Source organism: Laribacter hongkongensis DSM 14985, assembly GCF_000423285.1.
GTDB lineage: Bacteria > Pseudomonadota > Gammaproteobacteria > Burkholderiales > Aquaspirillaceae > Laribacter > Laribacter hongkongensis.
Genome location: NZ_AUHR01000005.1, coordinates 41,611 through 58,510, shown reverse-complemented (window position 1 = coordinate 58,510; position 16,900 = coordinate 41,611). Strand labels below are relative to the sequence as shown.

General features: G+C 64.2%; 15 protein-coding genes. 6 read left to right on the top strand and 9 right to left on the bottom strand.

The features are described from left to right. Positions 1-4 precede the first annotated feature (4 nt). From G542_RS0106095 to lipA, 3 genes are all read left to right on the top strand, one after another. Entirely contained in the window at positions 5-289 is a 285-nt protein-coding gene (locus G542_RS0106095; protein ID WP_012696457.1) for an HP0495 family protein, read from the top strand. A 62-nt stretch (positions 290-351) separates the two neighbouring features. Then, positions 352-975, top strand: a complete 624-nt coding sequence (gene lipB / locus G542_RS0106090; RefSeq protein ID WP_012696456.1) for a lipoyl(octanoyl) transferase LipB — start codon at positions 352-354, stop codon at positions 973-975. Beyond that, positions 972-1,919: a lipoyl synthase gene (gene lipA / locus G542_RS0106085; protein ID WP_012696455.1), complete on the top strand. Its 948-nt coding sequence runs from the start codon at positions 972-974 to the stop codon at positions 1,917-1,919. Before lipB ends, lipA begins: the two co-directional genes overlap by 4 nt. 135 nt (positions 1,920-2,054) lie before the next feature. Here lipA and cysK read toward each other — a convergent pair whose 3' ends face one another. Continuing rightward, positions 2,055-2,987 carry a cysteine synthase A gene (gene cysK, locus G542_RS0106080; RefSeq protein ID WP_012696454.1) on the bottom strand — a complete coding sequence of 311 codons (933 nt, stop codon included), beginning with the start codon at positions 2,985-2,987 and terminating at the stop codon, positions 2,055-2,057. 160 nt (positions 2,988-3,147) lie between these two features. On the opposite strand from cysK, the gene G542_RS0106075 reads away from it, so the two are divergent. Both G542_RS0106075 and G542_RS0106070 read left to right on the top strand, forming a co-directional pair. Beyond that, positions 3,148-4,044, top strand: a complete 897-nt coding sequence (locus G542_RS0106075; RefSeq protein WP_051189940.1) for an ion transporter — start codon at positions 3,148-3,150, stop codon at positions 4,042-4,044. 2 nt (positions 4,045-4,046) lie between these two features. Beyond that, a complete protein-coding gene (locus tag G542_RS0106070; protein ID WP_027823659.1) occupies positions 4,047-4,823 on the top strand; it encodes a CHAD domain-containing protein in 777 nt (258 codons plus the stop codon). Between the two features lie 215 nt (positions 4,824-5,038). On the opposite strand, the gene G542_RS16105 is transcribed toward G542_RS0106070, so the two are convergent. The 5 genes from G542_RS16105 to dnaX all read right to left on the bottom strand — a co-directional run bounded on the left by G542_RS16105 (position 5,039) and on the right by dnaX (position 10,853). Continuing rightward, the gene (locus tag G542_RS16105) at positions 5,039-6,655 is read right to left on the bottom strand and encodes a Na/Pi cotransporter family protein (protein ID WP_081666761.1); all 1,617 of its coding nucleotides are present in this window, start codon (positions 6,653-6,655) and stop codon (positions 5,039-5,041) included. A 130-nt stretch (positions 6,656-6,785) separates the two neighbouring features. Further along, positions 6,786-7,427, bottom strand: coding sequence for a nucleotide-binding protein (locus G542_RS0106060; RefSeq protein WP_012696449.1), 642 nt, complete (start codon positions 7,425-7,427; stop codon positions 6,786-6,788). A 101-nt stretch (positions 7,428-7,528) separates the two neighbouring features. Continuing rightward, the gene (gene recR / locus G542_RS0106055) at positions 7,529-8,140 is read right to left on the bottom strand and encodes a recombination mediator RecR (protein ID WP_027823658.1); all 612 of its coding nucleotides are present in this window, start codon (positions 8,138-8,140) and stop codon (positions 7,529-7,531) included. A 73-nt stretch (positions 8,141-8,213) separates the two neighbouring features. Further along, entirely contained in the window at positions 8,214-8,540 is a 327-nt protein-coding gene (locus G542_RS0106050) for a YbaB/EbfC family nucleoid-associated protein (protein ID WP_012696447.1), read from the bottom strand. Positions 8,541-8,543: 3 nt separating this feature from the next. Then, positions 8,544-10,853, bottom strand: coding sequence for a DNA polymerase III subunit gamma/tau (gene dnaX / locus G542_RS0106045; RefSeq protein WP_027823657.1), 2,310 nt, complete (start codon positions 10,851-10,853; stop codon positions 8,544-8,546). A gap of 130 nt (positions 10,854-10,983) precedes the next feature. Here dnaX and G542_RS16100 point away from each other — a divergent pair, with 130 nt between their 5' ends. Further along, positions 10,984-12,384, top strand: a complete 1,401-nt coding sequence (locus G542_RS16100) for an FAD-binding oxidoreductase (RefSeq protein WP_051189938.1) — start codon at positions 10,984-10,986, stop codon at positions 12,382-12,384. 693 nt (positions 12,385-13,077) lie between these two features. Here the strand turns inward: G542_RS16100 and uvrB are convergent. The 3 genes from uvrB to ppk2 form a co-directional block, all read right to left on the bottom strand. Next, on the bottom strand, positions 13,078-15,087 hold the full coding sequence (gene uvrB / locus G542_RS0106030; RefSeq protein WP_012696443.1) for an excinuclease ABC subunit UvrB: 2,010 nt from the start codon (positions 15,085-15,087) through the stop codon (positions 13,078-13,080). A gap of 162 nt (positions 15,088-15,249) precedes the next feature. Then, positions 15,250-15,555, bottom strand: coding sequence for an H-NS histone family protein (locus G542_RS0106025; protein WP_027823656.1), 306 nt, complete (start codon positions 15,553-15,555; stop codon positions 15,250-15,252). A gap of 229 nt (positions 15,556-15,784) precedes the next feature. Beyond that, positions 15,785-16,861, bottom strand: coding sequence for a polyphosphate kinase 2 (gene ppk2, locus G542_RS0106020; RefSeq protein ID WP_012696441.1), 1,077 nt, complete (start codon positions 16,859-16,861; stop codon positions 15,785-15,787). Positions 16,862-16,900: the final 39 nt, after the last annotated feature.

The window sequence follows — 16,900 nt, the reverse complement described above, 5'->3', positions numbered from 1 at the left end:
CATCATGGCTGACCTGCCTGCCAATACCGAAGACACGCTGCTCGAGTTTCCATGCCGCTTTCCGCTCAAGGTCATGGGTGACCGCCACGACGATTTCGTGCCGACCGTGGTCGACATCGTCCGGATCCACGCTCCGGACTTCGATGCCGAGCTGGACCTGGTCATGCGCGAAAGCTCCAGCGGCAAGTACCAGTCGCTGACCATGACCGTCAACGCCGCCTCCAAGGCGCAACTGGACCGGATTTACCAGGACCTGACTGGTCATCCGCTGGTCAAGGTCGTACTCTAGGCGGCCATCTGGCCGGCGCGCTCCAGCGGAGCGCGTTCGGGCATGTCCGGACACTACTCATCATGCATATCCGACACCTGGGGCTCGTTGACTACGAACCCACCTGGCACGCCATGCAGGCGTTCACCGAAACGCGCACCGGCGAAACGCCCGACGAACTGTGGATCGTCGAGCATCCGCCGGTCTATACACTGGGTCTGGCCGGCAAGCCCGAGCACCTGTTGCAGCAGACCGCCATCCCGCTGGTCAAGACCGACCGCGGCGGCCAGATCACCTACCACGGCCCGGGCCAGCTGGTGGTCTACCTGCTGATGGACCTGCGCCGCCGCGACTATGGCGTGCGCGACATGGTGCGCCGGATCGAGCAGGCCATCATCGACACGCTGGCAGACTACGGCATCGAAGCCCGTGGCGATGTCAACGCTCCCGGCGTCTACGTCGGCGCCCGCAAGATCGCCTCACTGGGTCTGCGCATCAAGAACCACGCCACCTATCACGGCCTGTCCCTCAACGTCAGCATGGACCTGGCCCCGTTTGGCTGGATCAACCCGTGCGGCTACGCTGGACTGGAAGTCACCCGGATGACCGACCTCGGTGTCGAGGCCACGCTGGCCCAGGTGGCCGAACGACTGATCCCGCACCTTGAAACGCGGCTTGCCCGCCCGCAACACGAGACCGAAGCATGAAGCAAGACAACCAGACCGGCATCAAGCACAAAGGTGAAGCCAAGACCGCACGCATCCCCATCAAGGTCGTGCCGCTGGAAGAAAAACTGCGCAAGCCGGAATGGATCCGGGCCAAGCTGCCCACCGGCCAGCGCTTTTTCGAGATCAAGGAAATCCTGCGCAACCAGAAGCTGCACACCGTCTGCGAAGAAGCCAGCTGCCCGAACATCGGCGAATGCTTCAGCCACGGCACGGCCACCTTCATGATCATGGGCGACATCTGCACCCGCCGCTGCCCGTTCTGCGACGTCGGCCACGGCCGCCCCAACCCGCTGGACCCGAACGAGCCGCAGCACCTGGCCGAATCAGTGGCCGCCATGCGGCTCAAGTACGTGGTGATCACCTCGGTCGACCGTGACGACCTGCGCGACGGCGGTGCCCAGCATTTTGCCGACTGCATCCAGGCCATCCGTGCCAGCTCGCCCGCCACCCGCATCGAAGTGCTGGTACCGGACTTCCGCGGCCGGCTGGAACTGGCACTCGACATCCTCTCGGCCACGCCGCCGGACGTGATGAACCACAACCTCGAAACCGCTCCGCGCCTCTACAAACAGGCCCGCCCCGGTGCCGACTATGCCCACTCCCTGCAACTGCTCAAGGACTACAAGACCCGCAACCCGGATGTCACCACCAAGTCCGGCATCATGGTCGGCCTTGGCGAAACCGACGAAGAAGTGCTGGAAGTACTGGCTGACCTGCGTGCCCACGACGTGGACATGCTGACCATCGGCCAGTACCTGCAACCGTCCAACGGCCACCTGCCGGTGCTGCGCTACGTGACGCCGGACCAGTTCAAGGCATTCGAGAAAAAAGCCTACGACATGGGCTTCAGGCATGCAGCCGTCGGTGCCATGGTGCGTTCCAGCTACCACGCAGACCAGCAGGCCAGGGAAGTCATCGAATGACCTGACGGTCATGCGGATTCAGGGCACTTTCCCGGCGCATCCGGCAACAGCCGGAGCAACGGGAAAGCCAGATAAAAAACCGGCGGCGCATTCGACATGCGCCGCCGGTTTTAATGGGTGCAAAGGCCGCCGGGATCAGTCGCCCAGATCGGCAAACAGCGGGGTCGACAGGTACCGCTCGCCAAAGCTCGGAATCACCACCACGATGGTCTTGCCGGCATTTTCCGGCCGTCTGGCCAGCTCAAGGGCCGCCCAGGTGGCAGCACCGGATGAAATCCCCACCAGCAGGCCTTCCTTGCGCGCCATGTCACGGGCCGTGGCAAACGCGTCATCACTCTTGACGCGGACAATCTCGTCGTAGATTCCGGTATTCAGCACGCTCGGCACAAAACCGGCACCGATGCCCTGCAACGGGTGCGGTCCTTTGGCCCCGCCGGACAGCACCGGGCTGGCATCCGGTTCGACCGCCACGATCCTGACGGACGGCTTTCTGGCCTTCAGTGCTTCACCAATCCCGGTGATGGTGCCACCGGTGCCCACGCCGGCCACGACGATGTCCACCTCACCGGCGGTGTCACGCCAGATTTCCTCGGCGGTGGTCTGGCGGTGGATGGCCGGGTTGGCCGGATTGTCGAACTGGTGCGGAATGAAATACCGGCTGTCGCTGGCAGCCAGGGCTTCGGCCTTGGCGATGGCACCGGCCATGCCCTCGGCACCCGGTGTCAGGATCAGCTCGGCCCCGTAGGCACGCAACAGGATGCGGCGCTCGCGGCTCATGGTTTCCGGCATGGTGATGACCAGCCGGTAACCACGGGCGGCGCAGACCATGGCCAGCCCGATGCCGGTATTGCCGGAGGTGGCTTCCAGAATGATCGAGTCCGGACCGATCAGGCCCTCGGATTCGGCGGCATCCAGCATGGCGGCGGCGATCCGGTCCTTGACGCTGTGGGCCGGATTGAAGAATTCGAGCTTGGCCAGCACGGTGGCCGGCATGCCTGCCGTCACCCGGTTCAGTTTCACCAGCGGTGTGTTGCCGATCAGTTCTGTCACGTTTTGTGCAATACCCATGGTCTTTATTCCTGAAAGTAAAAACAGACGCTTCTGACTGCGATGAATTCATATTAGCCCGAGCCCTGCCCGGAACGTGCAAGCAGTTTGCGCTAAGTTATGACACGACGGTTATATGACAAGGCAGAATACTTGTTCGACCTGTTTCATCCGGATGCCCATGTCGCCATTTCCCGCCCGCCGTCCCTGGCAACGCCAGTGCTATCACATCATCTTTGAATCCGGCACCCGGGCCGGCCGCCTGTTCGATACCTGCCTGATCGTCGCCATCATCGCCAGCCTGGCCGTCGTCATGCTGGACAGCGTCGTCAGCATCCACCTGCGTTTCGCATCGCACTTCCAGATACTCGAGTGGTTTTTCACCCTGCTGTTCACGGTGGAATACGGCCTGCGGCTGGCCTGTTCTCCCCGCCCCTGGCGCTATGCCCGCAGCTTCTACGGCATCATTGACCTGGTCTCGATCCTGCCGACCTACGCCGCCCTCCTGGTGCCGGAAGTGCATTTCCTGCTGGACGTGCGGGTATTGCGGCTACTGCGGATTTTCCGGATCTTCAAGCTCGGCCACTACCTGACGGCCTCAAGCCAGCTCACGGCTGCACTGGTGGCCTGCAAGAACAAGATTGCCGTCTTTCTGCTGGGCGTGACATTGCTGGTCATTATCCAGGGTACGATCATGTATGTCGTCGAAGGACCGGTGCATGGCTTTACCAGCATTCCGCAGAGCATTTACTGGGCCGTTGTCACCATCACCACGGTCGGTTTTGGCGACATGACACCCAAGACACCGCTCGGGCAGGCCATTGCCAGTGTATTGATGGTGATCGGCTACGGCATCATCGCCGTCCCCACCGGCATCTTCGCTGCCGAATTCGCACGGGTTCCCGATGCCCGGACCCACGGCAGCCGCATCTGCCCGGACTGCCATACCGAAGGCCATGAGCCGGACGCACGCTTTTGCCGCCGTTGTGGCAGCGTGCTGGAACCGGACGAGCCCGATGAAACCGGCCCTGCCGACGTCGCCATCATGCCGCCCCCTGCCACCCCGACAAGGAGATAGCCATGCCCCGTACCCTGCACGCCCGGCTGGACCGTTCGATCCGTACCCGGTTGCACACCTTGTACGAAGCACGTGACACCCTGGGAGTCAGGCGTGACGCCGAAAGCCTGCATGCCCTGCGCATCGCCATCCGGCGGCTGCACAGCCTGATTGCCCCCCTCAAGGACCAGCCCGGCCTGCGGCGGCTGGCCCGCTTTGACCGCCGCATCAAACGGGTGCTGACCCTGACCAACCCCCTGCGCGACGCCGGAGTGCGGGCAGAATGGCTCGACAGGCTCAATTACAGCCGCCAGCGGCTCGGGCTCGTGCCGCCGGTTCCGGCTGAGCTGGGCGCCTGCCTGCAACGCTGCCAGCTGCGGCAGCCGGGCCGCATTGGACGCCGTCTGAAGAAAACCGGTGACAAGAAGCTGGAGCGCATCCTCAGGCACAGCGTGCAGCGGACCGAACGCCGGCTGTACACACTGCTGGCCAAGGCCGACCTGGGCTCGGTCGGGCTCGGCAAACAGCACGAGGCCCGGCTGGCAGCCAAACGCCTGCGCTACCAGGCCGAGCTGTACGCCGACTGGCTGGATGACGACCGGCTGGCTTCCCACCTGCCCGTGTGCAAGGCCTTGCAGGAAACACTGGGCGACCTGCGCGACCTGGCCCTGCTGGCACAGCATGTCGGCCACGATCCGGCCAGCCAGCTCGCCCAGGCACTGGCCGTTGCCCGGCAGCAGGCCGCCGCAGCTGCCGCACAAGCCTGGCAAGCCGCCCACCGGCACTTCCGCCACGCATGACCACCGGCGCCTTGCCGGCAGCAAGGCCGGACGCAGCAGCTGACCGGGCGATGCCGCCATTCCAGCACACGGCCGCAGCACGCCGGCCAGCCTGAACCGGGCCAAGCCCTCACGCCGGACGGGTCGGCCTCGCTGCACTCCCGCGTTCCCGGACGCAAGCGCGGCTGGCCCGGAGCGGTTCGCGTGTCAAGACGACCGGCGCGGCATCGCTCGCCCTACAGGACAGACGCCGGCAGTCCCCGCAGTTGCGACAGCCTGCGGGCAGCCTTCAGGCCCGATTCCAGACTGGTCATCTTGCCCTCGCTGCGGGCCATCAGGGCCTCCATGATCTCGATCGGCAGCTTTTGTGCCGATACCGCCGCCAGGAGGTGGAATTTCAGCATGCGGTATTCCTCGCGCAGTGACTGGAACAGGGTTTCCGTCGTGTCCAGCACGAAGTCCGGCTGGCTGGTATCCAGCTCGGCACACAGCCGGTCCAGCAGGCCACGGAATACGCCCAGCGCCTGGTTGACTTCGGTACAGCTGGTGGTACGGATGGCGCGCGGCAGGCTTTCGGCCCGGATGGCCATGCGCTCGTAATGGTGCGAGCTGCGCACGATGCGTTGCAGGGTATTGTCGTCCACCGATTCGGCCATGCGGTGCAGGCGGAAGGCAAACGAGCGGATGTCGGCTCCCAGCCGGGGCACGGCTGCTTCCAGCGCTGCCACCGGATGCGGAATCCGGGCACCGAGGACATGATGGCGGGCAATTTCCAGCGCCATGTCGCCCTGGCGCACCAGCTCCTTGCGCACGGCTTCCAGCGCCAGCTCCGGCGCATCAAGCAGGCTGTCGTCCAGATGCTGCGGCCGGGCCAGCTCTTCGTCCTGGCTTTTGAACAGCCGGAGCAGGACCCGGATCATGCCGCCGGCCAGCGGCCACATCAGCAGCACGCCCAGACAGTTGAACAGGGTGTGGAACAGCGCCAGCGTGGTGGCAACCGAAGGATCGAGCGACAGGGCTTCGCTGACGCGTTTGACCAGCTCCAGCACGGTCGGCAGGATCAGGAGCGCCACCACCCCGGTCAGCACGTTGAAGAATACATGCGCGGCCGCCACGCGCCGGGCGTTGGGCGTGGCCTTGATGACGGCGAGAATGGCCGTGGAGGTGGTACCGACGTTGGCACCGATCACCACGGAGGCGGCAGCCTCCAGCCCGATCGTGCCGCTGGCTGCGGCGGTCAGGGCCAGCGCCATGGCGGCACTGGACGACTGCACGCACAAGGTCAGCAGGAAGCCCAGCCCGACGTAAACCAGGTCACCGAGCACGGTGCCGGTGCCGAACTGGTTGAAATCAATATATGCCGACACGCCGGTAAAGGCGTTCTGCAACAGGTGGATGCCAAGGAAAAACACGCCGAAGCCGGCCAGTGCCAGCCCGCCCGCACCCCAGCGGCTCTTGCCGCCGGCCATGTGCATAGCCATGCCGATGCCGATGGCCGGCAGGGCAAACAGCTCGATCTTCACCTTGAGCCCGATCAGCGCTACCAGCCAGCCGGTGAGGGTGGTGCCGATATTGCTGCCGAAAATCACCCAGATGGCCTGCGGCAGGGTCAGCAGGCCGGCATTGATGAAGCCGATAGCGGCAACGGTGATGGCACTGGACGACTGCACCAGTGCGGTCAGGCCGGCGCCGACCAGCAGCGCCTTGGGACGGTTGCTGGTAAAGCTGGCCAGAATGGTCTTGAGCGCACCGCCCGCCAGTCCTTTCAGGCCGTCGGTCATCTGCCCCATGCCCAGCATGAACAGGCCCAGTCCGCCGACAAAGCCGGCAATCATGAGGTTAAAGCCCATCATGGATGATCCTCTGGAGTCCTTGCCGCCGGTCCGCCTGCCATGCCAATAACATAACAATATCACCAGATTGTAATGAACGGCGCGATGGTAGCGAAAAACGGCAACGAACTCACGCCTGATCGCTGCGGACTCAGACCGCCGCCGCAGCCGGTGCGCCCAGCCAGTGCAGGAGCGGCTGCCACTCGCTCCGGTCGCGCTGGGTGCGTGCAGCCGGCAGGTCAAAGAGCGCCAGCCCGCGCGAAGCGGCCTGCACATAGCCCTGGGTATCACGCAGGTGCGCCAAGACCGGCAGTTCGTACTGGCCAAGGAATTCGCACAGGTCGGCCGCGGCGCGGGTGCGCGGATTCATGCGCATGCCGACCACGGCAATGTCGACCCGGCCCTTGCGCACGCTCTTTTCCTCGGCGAGGGCGGCAAAGAATTCGCGGCTGGCCCACATGTCGAACGGCGACGGCTGCACCGGCACCACCACCTGGTCGGCCAGCCGCAGCAGGGCGGTCAGTTTCTTGCCGTGCAGGTTGGCCGGGCTGTCGAGCACCATGACGCCTTCCCCCTTGGGAATCCGGTCTTCATCTCCGATGGCCCATTCCCGGCCGGTAATCCGGCTGACCGAGTCAGGGCGGCGCGACAGCCAGGCCAGTGCGCTCAGTTGCCGGTCGGCATCGGCCAGCAGCACCCGTTCGCCCTGCCCGGCGTAATACGCCGCCAGATGCGTGGCGACCGTGGACTTGCCGCTTCCGCCCTTGGAATTGGCGACCAGAATGACCCGCATATGCCCTCCGCTATCCAGTGTGATGATTCAATTGCCGAAATCATCCCCTGTTTGCGGCCGGCAGGCCAGCGCCGGTCATGCCGGCCGGATGAAACCCGCGCTCAGGCGTCACCCGTGGACAGCCGGCGACGCTCGTACAAGGCCTGCGCCAGCGTGCCGGCATCGACGTGCTCAAGCTCGCCGCCGACCGGCAGGCCGCGGGCAATGCGGCTGACCGACAGGCCGCGGTCCTTGAAAAGCGTTGCCAGCACGTGTGCGGTGGCCTCGCCTTCGGCAGTGAAGTTGGTCGCCAGGATCACTTCGTTCACCGTGCCGTCCAGCGCCCGGCGTGCCAGCTGCTCCAGCGGGATGTCGCGGGCGGTCAGGCCGTCAAGCGGCGACACCTTGCCCATCAGCACGAAGTAGAGCCCGTCGTAGCTGTGCGTCTGCTCGATCATCAGCGCATCGGCCGGCATTTCGACCACGCACAGCACGTCCTGCCGGCGCTGGTCGTCGGCGCACAGGGCGCACAGTTCGGTTTCGCTGAAGGTATTGCAGCGGGCGCAGTGCTTGAGGTGGGAACGGGCATGGTCGATGGCCCGGGCCAGCCGGTCGGCACCGCCCGGATCACGCTGCATCAGGTGATAGGCCATGCGCTGGGCCGTTTTCGGGCCGACGCCGGGCAGCACGCGCAGTGCCGTGATCAGCGACTCGAGGGAAGCGGGAGTTTTCATCAGCAAAAACGGCGCGGATCACACCGCGCCGCCCTGTCAAACGGGAAACGGGACCAGCCCGGACGAAACGGCCTCAGAACGGCAGCTTCATGCCCGGCGGCAGGTTCAGGCCGGAGGTGAAACCCGACATCTTGTCCTGCGTGGTGGTTTCGATGCGGCGGTTGGCATCGTTGATGGCAGCAGCGATCAGGTCTTCCAGCATTTCCTTGTCGTCCATCACGCCATCGTCGATGGTGACGCGCTTGACGTCGTGGTTGCAACTCATGGTGATCTTGACCATGCCGGCACCAGACTGGCCTTCCACTTCGATCTGCGCCAGTTCTTCCTGCGCCTTTTTCATGTTGTCCTGCATTTGCTGCGCCTGCTTCATCAGGCCGGCAATGCCGTTTTTGCCAAACATCGGTTACTCCTCGTCAAGCGGTTGGATGGATTCGGGTACCACCACGGCACCGAACTCGCGTTTGAGTTCGGCCACCCTGGGGTCCTGTTCGATTGCACTGCGTGCCAGTTCGAGCTTTTCACCCTGCACGCGCGCACGCTGCATCAGATGGGTTTCGCCCACCACGTCGCCGATTTCCACCTCGATGCGCACGGGCTGCCCCCAGTGCGTCGCCAGGGCATCGGCAAGGGCCGAACGATAGTCGGCACCGGCCACGAAACGGTGGGCACCGGGCAGGCGCAGGCGCACCAGCTCGCCCTCGCGCGCCACCAGCTCGGCATTCTGGGCCAGAAGGCGCGCCTTGGCGCCCAGCGAATCCTTGAGCGTGTCCACCAGCGCGATCCAGTCACCGGTCAAACCGGTACCGGTAGCAACCGGCCCGGACGCGGCCAGGGCTTCGGCAGATTCAGCCGGTACAGCAACGGCATCCGGCATGACGTCCGGTGCACGGACGGCAGCGGGTGGTGTCACGTCTGGTGCCCTCGTGCCGGATCGCTCCCCGCCACGGACCGGCACGGAGGCCGGTTCCGCCGGGGCGCTGAACATGTCGTCGTGCGCTGCCTGCTCGTCGGCGTTCAGGCCGTGGGCGGTTTCATCATCCCACGGCAGTGCTTCAGCAGGCCCGGAGACCAGCCGGACGGCTTCTCCGGCAGGACTTGCGCCAGCCGGGACCTCCGGGGTGCTGGCGGCGGGTTCACGCTCCGGGCAGTTGTACGCATCTTCATGCGGCAACGATGCCTGGCCGAGGCCGGCGGCCGGTATGGCCTCCACCGGGGCAGCGCTCAGGCTGTCGTGCACCTCGTCGTCCCACGGCAGCGAACTGTCCAGTCCGCTGGCAGACGCGGGCACAGGAGCCGGCGCAGTCGTCCCGGCCGGTACGGATGCCGGTTGACCTGTGTTACCGGGCCGGCTTGTGCCGGTGGTTGCCGGCAGGCCGGATTCGACGGGAGTGTCAGCCGGCACCGCTTGCCTGGTGGCCACCACTGGCCGTTCGGCCGGACTGCGCCGCAGGGCTTTGGCAATGGCTGCCCGCGCCGCACCACGCCCGGAGGCCGGATCATCATCGTCATCTGTCGCCGTGCCGGCCGGCGCGGCCGGGCGAGCACCGGCAGTCATGCCGGCCGGTGCCTGCGGCGGACTGGCAATACCGCCCGCAGCGGCCGCTGGTGCGGCCAGTGCCGGGCTGCCGGTTTGCGGGTGAAACGCCAGCATGCGCAGCAGGGCCATGTTGAAGCCAAGCTGCTCGTCCGGCGCCAGTGGCAGGTCACGACCGCCCTGCACGGCCATCTGGTAGTAAAGCTGCACGTCTTCCGGTGCCATGCTGCCTGCCAGCGCCGCCAGTGCCTCGCGCTCCGGCTCGTCGTCGGCAATGGCCTGCGGCACGGCCTGCATCAGGGCGATCTGGTAGAACAGCTGTGCCAACTCTTCCAGTGCGGCATCAAAGCCGATGCCGCGGGCAGCCAGCTCGCGCGCCTCGTCCAGCACGGCAGCACCGTCACCGTCGGCAAGAGCGGCCAGCAAGGTGAAGAGATAACGCCGGTCGACGGCCCCGAGCATGGCGCGCACGCCATCTTCGCGCACCACACCTTCGCCGTAGGCGATCGCCTGGTCGAGCAGCGACAGCGCGTCACGCATCGACCCGGATGCCGCCCGTGCCAGCAGCGACAGCGCCGGTGATTCGAACTCGATGCCTTCGGTCGCCAGCACGTGGGCCAGATGGCCGGACACCTGCTGCGGCGTCATGTTGCGCAGGGCGAACTGCAGGCAGCGGCTCAGCACGGTGACCGGCACTTTCTGCGGATCGGTGGTGGCAAGGATGAACTTGACGTGCGCCGGCGGCTCTTCCAGCGTTTTCAGCATGGCATTGAAGGCCGACTTCGACAGCATGTGCACTTCGTCGATGATGTAGACCTTGTAGCGGCCGGCCGTGGGCGCGTACTGGGCGTTTTCGATGACTTCGCGGATGTTGTCGATGCCGGTATTGGAAGCAGCGTCGATTTCCAGCAGGTCGACAAAGCGCCCGGCGTCGATCTGCCGGCAGGCGGCGCATTCACCACACGGCTCGGCACCGACGCCGCGTTCGCAGTTCAGGCTTTTGGCCAGAATGCGGGCGATGGTGGTCTTGCCCACCCCGCGGGTACCGGTCAGGAGATAGGCATGGTGCAGGCGCTGGCCGGCAAGCGCATTCGACAGCGCACGCACGACGTGTTCCTGGCCGACCAGGTCGGCAAAGCGGCGCGGCCGCCATTTGCGGGCAAGGACTTGATAGCTCATAGGGTGCGGATTCTAACGCAGGCGTGGCATTTCGGGTCGAGGCCGACAGATGGCTGGTGCCCGCCCGCCTCTACATGATCGTCATAAATTGCTACCCTTGGGTGCTGTTTCCCTTCTTGTGCCCCCGATCATGCTGCCGACAACCCTCCAGGATGCCCTGACCGCCCGCCTGGGCGACCGTTTTTCCACCGCCCGTGCCGTGTGCGAACAGCACGGCCGCGATGAGTCCCCCTATCCGGCCCTGCCACCCGACGCCGTGGTGTGGCCGCTCACCACCGAGGAAGTCGCCGCCATCGTGCGCCTGTGCAGCGAACACGGCGTGCCGCTGATTCCCTACGGGGCCGGCAGCTCGATCGAAGGCCATGTGCTGGCCCTGCACGGCGGTATTTCAGTGGACCTGTCGCGCATGAACCGCATCGTGCGTGTGGACGCCGACGACCTGACGGCCACGGTGGAAGCCGGCGTCACCCGCGAGGAACTGAACGACGAACTGCGCCATACCGGCCTCTTTTTCCCGATCGACCCCGGCGCCAATGCCAGCTTGGGCGGCATGACCGCCACCCGCGCCTCCGGCACCAATGCCGTACGCTACGGCACCATGCGCGACAACGTGCTGGCGCTGACCGTGGTGACGGCCGACGGACGCATCGTCAAGACCGGCAGCCGCGCCCGCAAGTCGTCCACCGGCTACGACCTGACCCGCGTGTTTGTCGGCTCGGAAGGTACGCTGGGCATCATCACCGAAATCACCGTGCGCCTGTATCCGCAACCCATGGCGGTGTCAGCCGCCATTGCCGCCTTCCCCGACGTGGACAGCGCGGTACAGACCGTGATCCAGACCATCCAGTTCGGCATTCCGGTCGCCCGGGTCGAGTTCATGGACGTGCGGGCGGTGCAGGCGGTCAATGCGTATTCGAAGCTCAGCCTGCGGGAAGCGCCCACCCTGCTGTTTGAATTCCACGGCAGCGAAGCCGGCGTGGTCGAGCAGGCCGAAACCGTGCAGGCGATTGCCCGCGAGTTTGGCGGCATGGACTTTGAATGGGCCAGCCGGCCCGAAGAACGCAGCCGCCTGTGGGCCGCCCGCCACAAGGCCTATTTCGCTTCGTTGCAGTTGCAGCCAGGCGCGGTCGGCGTCACCACCGACGTCTGCGTACCGATCTCGCGGCTGGCCGAATGCATTACGGCTACCTGCACCGACATCGCCGCCAGCGGCCTGACCGCCACCGTGCTCGGCCACGTCGGCGACGGCAATTTCCATGTCCTGCTGCTGGTCGACCCGGACCGTCCGGAAGACCGCGATCGGGCCGAGGCGGTGAATACCCGCATCGTGGAACGGGCACTGGCCATGGACGGCACGGCCTCGGGCGAACATGGCGTGGGCCTGCACAAGATGCGCTTCATGGCTGCCGAGCATGGCGAGGATACGCTGGACCTGATGCGCGCACTCAAGGCCGCCTTCGATCCCCGGCAGCTGTTCAACCCCGGCAAACTGCTGCCTCCGCTGGAGGCGACTGACGCCTTCCTGCCCTGAGCGCCGTCCCGGTGGCATGCCTCACGCTGTGACCTGCCGGATACCGCCAGCTTCCGCCCGGAAATGATGCGCCGGCCACAGCAGTACCGGCACGCTTCTTTAGCATATGCCGGCGTCCGGATGCCCCGTTCCGGGCCGGAACCGGAGTGGCCGGCCGGCAAGAAAATCCAGAGCAAGGTCTGCCACCAGCCGGCAGGTGACAAAAATGCAGGCAGGCACGGCCATGGCGGACATCCGTACCGGAAAGCCACCGGAATGCCCCGGACGCATGCCCCTACAGGTCCGCTTCATGTTCATGCCTGCCGGGTACGGCCGGCATGAACAGCTGACAAACCCTGACAAGGCAACACCATACGGCCAGCTGGTGACCGGTAGCACATTCCTTGCTGCCAGTCCGGCCATGACGTGCCCTCAAGCAGACAAGGCAGACGCTGCCTCAGGTTCCGCGCCCGGACGGCAAATCCGGGCAAAGCAGCCACGTAACGGAGAAACAACCGGAACAGGAACCGGTGCGGCTGGCAAGACGGGGCATGCAGCGCAGTCGCAGCAACAGCAACAGCAACAGCAACAGCAACAGCAAAGCGTACGGACATCCATGCCGGTGCCTCTGAAGCAGGTCATCCCGGACCGCAACGTTGGCCCGCCGGCCCCGAAACCTGAAATGACGGCTGATAGCGGCCCGTCGGAGCCGCCTCAGTCCTCGTCGACGAACAACTGGTCGCGCAATTGCCGGAGCTGGTCGCGCAGGCGGGCAGCCTCTTCAAAACGCAGGTCGCGGGCGGCGTCGAGCATCTGCTTTTCGGTGTCCTTGATCAGGCGGGCGAGCTGCTTGGGATCGTGCAGCTTGCCGGCTTTGGGTGCCGGGGCACCGGTTTCCTCATGGTAGACACCGTCGATGATGTCCTTGATCTTCTTCTGCACGCCGCGCGGCACGATGCCGTTGGCCTCGTTGAACGCCTGCTGCTTCTGGCGGCGGCGTTCGGTTTCACCGATGGCGCGTTCCATCGACGGCGTGATCTTGTCGGCGTAAAGGATGGCCAGTCCGTTGAGGTTGCGGGCGGCACGGCCGATGGTCTGGATCAGGCTGCGCTCGCTGCGCAGGAAGCCTTCCTTGTCGGCGTCGAGGATCGCTACCAGCGACACCTCGGGAATGTCCAGTCCCTCGCGCAGCAGGTTGATGCCGACCAGCACGTCGAACAGGCCGAGGCGCAGGTCGCGGATGATCTCCACCCGCTCGACGGTATCGATGTCGGAGTGCAGGTAGCGCACCCTGATGCCGTGCTCGGTGTAGTAATCGGTCAGCTGTTCGGCCATGCGCTTGGTGAGCGTGGTGACCAGCACCCGTTCGTTGCTGGCCGCGCGGGCGGTGATCTCGCTCATCAGGTCGTCCACCTGGGTGGTGACCGGACGCACGCTGATCTGCGGATCGACCAGCCCGGTCGGCCGCACCACCTGTTCCACCACCTGCCCGGCGTGGCTGGCTTCGTACGGCCCGGGCGTGGCAGAGACAAAAACGGTCTGCGGCATCATCCGCTCGAATTCTTCAAACTTGAGCGGGCGGTTGTCCAGCGCCGAGGGCAGGCGGAAGCCGTATTCGACCAGGTTTTCCTTGCGCGCGCGGTCACCCTTGTACATGCCGCCGATCTGCGGCACGGTGACGTGGCTCTCGTCGATGATCATCAGCGTGCTTTTGGGCAGGTAATCGATCAGCGTCGGCGGGGCTTCGCCCGGCTGCTTGCCGGAAAAATGGCGCGAGTAGTTTTCGATGCCTTTGCAAAAGCCCATTTCATAGAGCATTTCCAGGTCAAAGCGGGTGCGCTGTTCAATGCGCTGCGCCTCGACCAGCTTGCCGGCCAGATCGAAGCTCATGCGCCGGGCGGCCAGTTCTTCCTTGATCGCCTCGCAGGCCCGCAGCACGGTGGCGCGCGGGGTGACGTAGTGGCTGGAAGGGAACACGGTGAAGCGGCCGACCCGGTGGTCGGTACGTCCGGTCAGCGGGTCAAAGAGGTGCAGGGTTTCCACTTCATCATCGAAGAGGCTGATGCGCAGGGCCAGCTCGGCCGATTCGGCCGGAAAGATGTCGATGACGTCACCGCGCACGCGGAAGGTGCCGCGCTTGAAGTCCAGTTCGGCACGGTCGTACTGCATGACGGTCAGGCGCTTGATGATGTCGCGCTGGGCAGTTTTGTCGCCCTCCTTCAGGTGCAGGATCATCTGGTGGTAGTCGGACGGGTCACCGATACCGTAGATGGCACTGACCGTGGCGACGATTATGCAGTCGGGGCGTTCGAGAATGGCCTTGGTGGCCGAAAGCCGCATCTGCTCGATGTGCTCGTTGATGGCCGAGTCTTTTTCGATAAAGAGGTCACGGCTGGGAACGTAGGCTTCCGGCTGGTAATAGTCGTAATAGCTGACGAAGTATTCGACGGCGTTTTCCGGAAAGAACTCGCGCATTTCGGCATAGAGCTGTGCCGCCAGTGTCTTGTTCGGCGCCATGATGATGGCCGGCCGCCCGGTGCGAGCGATCACGTTGGCCATGGTGTAGGTCTTGCCGGAACCGGTCACCCCGAGCAGGGTCTGGAAGGCCAGCCCGTCGGACAGTCCCTCGACCAAGCCGGCAATGGCAGTCGGCTGGTCGCCTGCCGGCGGGAAGGGCTGGTGCAGGCGATAGGGAGAACCGGGGAAGGTGGCGATGTCGGCCATGGCAGGAGAATCCGGAATCAGGACGGGCGCTGCATTGTAGGCCGATTGCCGGCCTGCGGGCAGTCGCCCAAAACACAACCGCCCGGCCGGAAACCCAGGCGGGCGGTGCAGTCAGCGAGATGTCCCGCGATCAGGACGACTGGCGTCGGCTTGGGTCCAGGTTCATTGGACGGCAAACTCTTCCAGCGTACGGCCTTGCGCAAGCAGGTCGGTAATCCAGCTCGGCTTGCGACCGCGACCGCTCCAGGTCTGGCCGTTTTCCGGATTGCGGTATTTGGCTTCGACCGGCTTGCGGGCATTCTTGGCCGGGTTCAGCACTTCTTCAATTGACAGCCCGTAATTGCGCGCGAGATCCATGATCTGGCGGCGGGCGTTTTCTTTCTCGGCAGCTTCGCGTGCAGCAATTTCTTTTTCAACATCGCCCAGCAGTGCAATAAGAGCCGGGTAATCAAGATTCTTGAGATCCATTGTTCGATTTCCTTGATCGCGTGATAACAAACAATCCACGACTTGGATTGTCAAGTTGCAATATTAAGGGCAGATTTACAATTAGCAAGTGAAAGATTATTTTTTCGTGCAAAAAAGGCATTAAGCCGATTAATCCTGGCCACAACATGGCAATCAACCGCCGATAAAACCAGGGCATAAAAAAACAGGCCCGTTACAGGAGCCTGTTCCGCCAAGCAAAACCGGTTCGTCAGAATACCTGGGATACGTCCATTATCCGCTCATCAGCTTCAAACAGGCGTGAGGCCGGTCCAACCAGCAGGCCATCAGGCATATGCGCCACTTTCGGATCCTTGCCCGGATAGTCGAGCGTATGCAGGAAATGGCGCAGGCAATTGAGGCGGGCGCGCTTCTTGTCGTCGGATTTCACCACCGTCCACGGAGCATCAGCCGTATCGGTATGGAAGAACATGGCTTTTTTGGCAGCGGTATAGTCATCCCACTTGTCCAGCGACTGGATGTCGATCGGCGACAGTTTCCAGTGCTTGAGCGGATCATCCCGGCGGGAGATGAACCGGCGCAATTGCTCTTCCCGGCTGACCGAAAACCAGTATTTGAAAAGATGCACGCCGCTGTTGGTCAGCATCCGCTCCAGTTGCGGTGCCTGGCGCAGGAATTCAAGGTATTCCGCCGGAGAGCAGAATCCCATCACCCGTTCAACCCCGGCGCGGTTGTACCAGGAACGGTCAAAGAAGACGATTTCCCCGGCAGTCGGCAGGTTCTGGATATAACGCTGGAAATACCACTGTCCGCGCTCGACATCCGAGGGTTTTTCCAGGGCCACGACCCGGGCACCACGCGGATTGAGGTGTTCGGTAAAGCGCTTGATGGTTCCACCCTTGCCGGCAGCATCGCGTCCTTCAAACAGGATAATGATGCGCTGACCGGTTTCCTTGACCCAGCTTTGCACTTTCAGCAGCTCGATCTGCAATTCCGCCTTGAGCCGTTCATATTCGGCTCGCCGCATCCGCGTTCGATAAGGATAATTGGCAGGCAGCGGAGCTTCATTGCTGTCCTCCGAACTGCCGGACGGTGCATTGGCCACTTCGATGGCATTCGGACCCAGCCCACTGGCCCGGATATCGGTCAGTGATTGCTCGTGCGCCCGGTCACGGGCCACTTTCATGCGGCTGGCCCGGGTACGCGGAGGCGGTGCATTGACTGCCACTCCGGCCGGAGCTTCTTCGCCTGTTTCAACAACAGCAGTGGGGGCGTCCACCACATCAACCGGAACATCCGTAGGATGGCTGATGCCGTTTTCACTCATGAGCAGTTCTCCTGATTTTATGGCTTTAAAAATTTTGCA